The organism is Lonepinella koalarum (genome assembly GCF_004565475.1).
In the GTDB taxonomy this organism is placed as follows: domain Bacteria; phylum Pseudomonadota; class Gammaproteobacteria; order Enterobacterales; family Pasteurellaceae; genus Lonepinella; species Lonepinella koalarum.
The window spans coordinates 67,162-73,638 of the sequence record NZ_SRHX01000009.1; the positions used below are offsets into that span (position 1 = coordinate 67,162).

A 6,477-nucleotide genomic window follows, 5' to 3' on the forward strand; every position below is an offset into this window, starting at 1 on the left:
ACATAAGGAAAAAGTATGCAATCGAAAGTCATTATTCCGCAAGGGGAAAAAATCCAATTAAATCAAGACGGGTCATTAAATGTACCTAATCATCCAATTATTCCTTTTATTGAGGGAGATGGAATTGGTGTTGATGTGACTCCAGCCATGCAAACTGTAATTAATGCCGCTGTTGAAAAAGCCTACGGTGGCGAACGCAAAATTGTGTGGTGTGAAATTTATGCAGGTGGCAAAGCAAACCAAATTTATGGGGAAAATACTTGGCTGCCCGATGAAACATTAGCGTTAATCGAAGAATATCATGTTGCTATTAAAGGACCTTTAATGACGCCAGTGGGGGGAGGGATTCGTTCTCTCAATGTTGCCATGCGACAAGGCTTAGATTTGTATAACTGTTTACGTCCAATTCGTTATTATGATGGCACACCAAGCCCCGTAAAACACCCTGAATTAGTGGAGATGGTGATTTTCCGTGAAAATTCCGAAGATATTTATGCAGGTGTAGAATGGAAAGCCGGCTCACCTGAAGCGGATAAAGTCATTAAATTCCTGCAAGATGAAATGGGGGTGAAGAAAATTCGCTTTAGCCAAGATTGTGGTATCGGTATTAAACCGGTTTCCAAACAAGGCACACAACGTTTAGTGCGTGCTGCATTACAATATGTGATTGATAACGACCGTCGTTCGTTAACCTTAGTGCATAAAGGGAATATTATGAAATTCACGGAGGGAGCATTTAAAGATTGGGGTTATCAAGTGGCAAAAGAATTTGGGGCAGAACCGCTAGATGGTGGTGACTGGCACAAACTCATTAACCCTAAAACAGGGCGAGAAATTATTATTAAAGATTGTATTGCCGATGCATTTTTACAAGAAGCTTTATTACATCCTGCAGATTACGATGTAATTGCTACTTTAAATTTAAATGGTGACTATATTTCTGATGCCTTAGCTGCACAAGTCGGTGGTATTGGTATTTCACCGGGGGCCAATATCGGACAACAAGCCGCTATTTTTGAAGCAACTCACGGCACAGCCCCTAAAATTGCAGGGCAAAATAAAGGCAATCCCGGATCGCTGATTCTCAGTGGCGAAATGATGTTACGTCATTTAGGCTGGATTGAAGCCGCTGATTTAGTAGTAAATGCGGTGTCTAAAACCATTGCCAATAAAACCGTAACCTTTGATTTTGCCGAAATGTTAGACGGCGCCACTTTGCGTTCGACGTCGGAATTTGCGCAAGATATTGTGGGGAATATGTAAGGCATTAAGTGCGGTGAAAAATGGAAAAGTTTTGTTATCTTTTTTATTAAGGCTTAATGGATGAACAAAAGGATCGGCGGTACGCTGATCCTTTTCAATATCCATATTAATAAATCTGATTGTGCGGATCTGATATTGGTTTGGCTAACTGCGGTTTAAATTTGGCTAATAGATTGACTGCAGATTTCATTAATAAACTGGTATCCACCCCGACGGCAACAAATGTACAACCTAATTTTAGATAATGTTGTGCTAATTTTTCATCAATATTGGGGGTAATTTGAACCGTTTTTGTACGTCAGAGGAGAAATAAAATGTTAACACCTATTCAACAAGATTTTCGTCATGCGATGTCAAAATTAGCTGCTGGGGTGAATATTATTACAACGAAAGGTGATGCTGGACAATGTGGTATTACCGCTACTGCAGTTTGTTCGCTGACAGATTCGCCACCAACGGTGATAGTTTGTATTAATAAAAATAGTGCAACGAACCCAATTTTCCAACAAAATAGACGAATTTGTATTAATGTTTTAAGTAGTGAGCAACGAGAACTGGCAGAGCATTTTGCCGGTTTTAAGGGCAGCACTATGGAAGAACGGTTTCAATGGCAATGTTGGGATGAAAATGAGCTTTTCCTCTGTTTAAAAGATTCACTTGCCAATCTTTCCGGCAACGTGGTGGATGTGCAGGATATTGGTTCGCATTCAATGTTCTTAGTGGAACTGGATAAGATAAAAGTTAATCCGCAAGACAAAGCGCTGGTATATTTTTCAAGAAACTTCCATACAGTTGGTTAAATTTTACCATGTACTTAAATTGGATATTATGTAATTATTAAAGAAGCATATATTTGTTCGCTATTGAGGAGAATACCATGCAACTAAAAGACCCATCCTTATTCAAAACTCAAGCCTATATCAATGGTCAATGGTGTGATGCTGAAAATGGTGAAACAGTAGAAGTAACCAACCCTGCGGATCAAAGTAAATTAGGCACAATTCCCAATATGGGGAAAGCCGAGACTTTGAAAGCTGTTGATGTGGCAACCCAAGCCTTTGGGGATTGGCGAAAACGCAGCGCCAAAGAACGTTCAGTGATGTTACGTCGTTGGTTTGATTTAATCATGCAGAATCAACAAGATTTAGCATTATTACTCACGCTTGAGCAAGGTAAACCGTTAGCCGAAGCTAAAGGGGAGATTGCCTATGGCGCAAGCTATATTGAATGGTTCGCGGAAGAAGCTAAACGCATTTATGGTGATGTGATTCCTGCGCCATCTTCTAGTCAACGAGTGATTGTGAATAAACAACCTATTGGGGTGTGTGCAGCTATTACTCCTTGGAATTTTCCAAGTGCAATGATTACACGTAAAGTTGCTCCTGCTCTGGCGGCGGGTTGTACTTTTATTATTCGACCTGCATCGCAAACACCTTATTCTGCTTTGGCATTAGCGGTATTGGCAGAGCGAGCAGGGATTCCTGCCGGTGTATTTAATATCATTACCGGGAGAGCAACAGAAATTGGCAAGGTGCTTACCGAAGATGATCGGGTGAAAAAATTTAGTTTCACTGGATCAACCCCCGTAGGACGTTTATTAATGCAACAATGTGCCAGTACGATTAAAAAAGTATCTTTAGAGTTAGGGGGGAATGCACCCTTTATCGTCTTTAATGATGCGGATATTGATGCGGCAGTACAAGGTGCGATCGTTTCAAAATTCCGTAATGCAGGACAAACTTGTGTGTGTGCCAATCGTCTTTATGTGCAATCTGGTGTTTATGATGAGTTTGTGGAGAAATTTAGTATTTCGACTAAACAATTAAAAGTCGGGAATGGTATAGAGGAAGATACTGCTATTGGTCCTTTAATTGATAAAAGTGCGTTGCGAAATGTGCAAGAATATTTAGCTGATGCCTGTGAAAAAGGCGGTGAAATCATCGCTGGGGGCAAGGTACTTGGCGAAAATACCCTATATTTTGAACCTACCATAATAAAAAATGCGACATCCGAAATGCGTTTTGCGAAGGAAGAAATTTTCGGTCCATTAGCACCGATTTTTAAATTTGACGATATAGATGAAGTCATTCAGCTTGCCAATGATACCGAATTTGGTTTAGCTTCTTATTTTTATTCATCTAATTTAAATACGATCGTTAAAGTTTCTGATGAACTAGAATATGGTATGGTCGGCATTAATACGGGTCTTATTTCTAACGAAGCTGCTCCCTTTGGTGGGGTGAAACAATCTGGTCTTGGGCGGGAAGGATCTAAATATGGGATTGAGGATTATTTAGAAATTAAATATTTATGTCTTGGTGGGGTATAGTTTTATTGCTAATTTGTCAGAAAAGTGCGGTTTTTTTACGCACAATTCCTTTAACAGGCGCTCAGAGGGCTATTTATTGCCGGCAGTGTTAAAGTTTTTGGGTAATTTTCACCGCACTTTTGTGTATATTAGGCGACTATTTTTGCTAACTCGGCACGCATTTCATCAATAACTTTTCTGTAATCAGGTTGATCAAAGATTGCTGAACCCGCTACAAACATATCCGCTCCAGCCTTAGCAATTTGTGCAATATTATTCACTTTTACGCCGCCATCTACTTCTAAACGAATAGGCAAACCGCTAGCATCAATACGTTGGCGAACCTGTTTGAGTTTTTCAAAAGTAGCTGGAATAAAGGATTGTCCACCAAAGCCGGGATTTACAGACATGAGCAAAATGATATCAACTTTATCCATCACATAATCTAAATAGTTTAACGGGGTGGCGGGGTTGAAGACTAAGCCCGCTTGACAGCCATTATCTTTAATCAGTTGTAAGGTGCGGTCAATATGTACGCTAGCTTCGGGGTGGAAAGTGATGGATGTCGCTCCAGCTTTGGCAAAATCGGTAATTAAGCGTTCCACCGGACTTGCCATTAAATGTACATCAATGGGGCAGTTGATACCATAATCACGCAAGGATTGGCAAATCGGTGCGCCAAAAGTGAGATTAGGAACATAATGGTTATCCATCACATCAAAATGAATTAAATCTGCACCGCAGTTGATAACGTTTTCCACATCTTGACCTAAACGAGCAAGGTCTGCGGAAAGAATAGAGGGGGCAATTAAATAAGGTTGCATACGATTTCTCCTAATATAAGATCAGAACTTATTTTACCAGAATATCGTCCTTGTAGCATATTTCTATAAGTAAATAAAGTGCTTTTAGATCTTTACCAGCGATGCTCTTGAAAGGCAATAATAACCAATAAGCCCAGCGATAATATCGGAGTTTATTTAATGTAGTTTGCCAGATATGTTGTTCAGTATAGTTTTTGTAAGTGAGTATAGTTTGTCTAATTTGTTCTTTAGTAATGGCTTGTTCTCGACATAATCCAATCATAAAGAGGATATTATCTTGTATTTGTTGTTGAATGGGATTATTAGATACAGCATCTACTTCAAAATCAACAAAACTAACTATGCCATCTTTCCATAAAATGTCCTTAACAAAAGGTCTACCATGAATTAGTTTTTGTTTATGTAATTTTGCTAATGCAATAGCACTATCATTTAGAATTTGTTGTTTTTGTTCGGATGAAATATTTCTATTGGAAAGCCAATGGCTGACAGAAAGACCGGCATCTTCCATAACTAACATATTATCGTTAGCAATATAAATGTGTGGAATAGGCGCATTTTTTTGCTTTAGTTTTAATAAACGTTCTACTTCTCGATGGAAAGCTTTGTGGGGGAAAGTTTTAAGTAGTCGCTGAGAACCTTTAGGTTTTTCAGGTTGTTTTAGCCAATAACGCTTATTTTCAAATTCAAAAGGGTAAATTCGTTTATCTGGATGTTGAGAGCATAGTGATTGAGCATATTGTTCTAATGTCATTTGTTATCCGAATAAAATAGAAAAGCTAAATATAACACTAAATAAGGAAAATATCATGACAAATTTTACGGTTAATTATTAATATAAAATTTTTTAATATAGCAAAATATAGCAAAAACTACTGTGATCTAGGCAACGTTTATAAAAAATAAATTTTATTTTTCAAATGGTTATATTAATTATTAATGATTTGTGTTATTAATAACATATGAATTAATTTTTGGTGATTTCATAGGAAACTATGAGATTGTGAACTTGTCCTTTAGGTACCTTATGGAGGGATATATGTCAAATATACCTACAATTAATTTATATGAAAAACTAACATCTTTGCTCGGAGAGATTCGATCGAAGAAATTATTTTCAGGCATCGGTATTTTTTATAATGACCATATGTTTGGTATTTATAAGAAAGGAGGTTTTTATCTTCGAGCCAAAGGTGACTTGGCGAACCAAGTAAAAAGTATAGGCGCTATTCCATGGGAACTGGATGGTGTGCCGAGTAATTTGAAGATTAGAGATTATTATTTGATTCCGGGTGATTACCTGACGGATAATGATAAAAGCCTCATTTTAGTTAAGATGATTAAAGCATCTTTACAGCAAATTGAGTCAGAGAAACTTGCTGATACCTTGGAAAGAGCGAAACGGATTCGGAACTTACCAAATATGTCGCTAAAGTACGAACGTCTGTTGGGAAAGATCGGGATTGATACAATTTCTAAATTAAGAGAAGTTGGTGCCGCAGACGCTTATATATTAGTCAAATCCCAAGGGCTTTTTGTGACGTCACATTTATTCTGGAAGACTTATGCTGCTTTAAAGAATAAGTATGTAGAATTATTAACGGAGAAAGAAAAAGAAGATGGTTTAAAAGAAGTGAATGAAAAACTTAATATAGCTGGGTTTCGAGCGATGAAATATAAGCTATAATTGAGCCTAAACGGGAGTGTTGTTGATTTTATGTGCGAATAAGTGCTTTTTCAGAAAAATTTGTAAAAAACACTTGCAAAGGATTTTGAGATCTTTATAATACGCCCCACACAACGACACGCTGTTGTGAAAATGAAAAATCAAACAGTGTGTCGTTATTTTTTCGCTAGCGTTTTTGGAAACGTGTTCTTGGAAACATAGCAGCGAAAACGTTCTTTAAAAATTTATCAGACAATCTGTGTGGGCACTTGTTGATTGATTTCGGTTTAAAAATTTTAAAAACTTGAAGTCTTAATAGGTGCTTAACTTAAAATTCATTAAATGATTTGAAGCAAGCAGTTTATTGAGCGATCGAACTTAAATTGAAGAGTTTGATCATGGCTCAGATTGAACGC

6 protein-coding genes are annotated in these 6,477 nt (G+C 37.6%); 4 read left to right on the top strand and 2 right to left on the bottom strand.

Going from position 1 to position 6,477, the window contains the following annotated elements:
• Positions 1 to 15: 15 nt before the first annotated feature.
• The 3 genes from icd (at position 16) to E0709_RS10505 (ending at position 3,592) form a co-directional block, all read left to right on the top strand.
• Positions 16 to 1,263 (top strand): NADP-dependent isocitrate dehydrogenase, encoded by a 1,248-nt coding sequence (icd, locus tag E0709_RS10490; RefSeq protein WP_132302696.1) that lies wholly within the window; start codon positions 16 to 18, stop codon positions 1,261 to 1,263.
• 314 nt (positions 1,264 to 1,577) lie between these two features.
• A complete protein-coding gene (gene hpaC / locus E0709_RS10500) occupies positions 1,578 to 2,063 on the top strand; it encodes a 4-hydroxyphenylacetate 3-monooxygenase, reductase component (RefSeq protein WP_132302695.1) in 486 nt (161 codons plus the stop codon).
• Positions 2,064 to 2,140: 77 nt separating this feature from the next.
• Entirely contained in the window at positions 2,141 to 3,592 is a 1,452-nt protein-coding gene (locus E0709_RS10505) for an NAD-dependent succinate-semialdehyde dehydrogenase (RefSeq protein ID WP_132302694.1), read from the top strand.
• A 128-nt stretch (positions 3,593 to 3,720) separates the two neighbouring features.
• On the opposite strand, the gene rpe is transcribed toward E0709_RS10505, so the two are convergent.
• Both rpe and E0709_RS10515 read right to left on the bottom strand, forming a co-directional pair.
• The gene (rpe, locus tag E0709_RS10510) at positions 3,721 to 4,395 is read right to left on the bottom strand and encodes a ribulose-phosphate 3-epimerase (RefSeq protein ID WP_132302693.1); all 675 of its coding nucleotides are present in this window, start codon (positions 4,393 to 4,395) and stop codon (positions 3,721 to 3,723) included.
• 28 nt (positions 4,396 to 4,423) lie between these two features.
• Positions 4,424 to 5,149: an RIO1 family regulatory kinase/ATPase domain-containing protein gene (locus E0709_RS10515; protein ID WP_132302692.1), complete on the bottom strand. Its 726-nt coding sequence runs from the start codon at positions 5,147 to 5,149 to the stop codon at positions 4,424 to 4,426.
• Positions 5,150 to 5,434: 285 nt separating this feature from the next.
• On the opposite strand from E0709_RS10515, the gene E0709_RS10520 reads away from it, so the two are divergent.
• Complete coding sequence (locus E0709_RS10520) at positions 5,435 to 6,082, top strand: TfoX/Sxy family DNA transformation protein (RefSeq protein ID WP_165867239.1); 648 nt, start codon at positions 5,435 to 5,437, stop codon at positions 6,080 to 6,082.
• Positions 6,083 to 6,477: the final 395 nt, after the last annotated feature.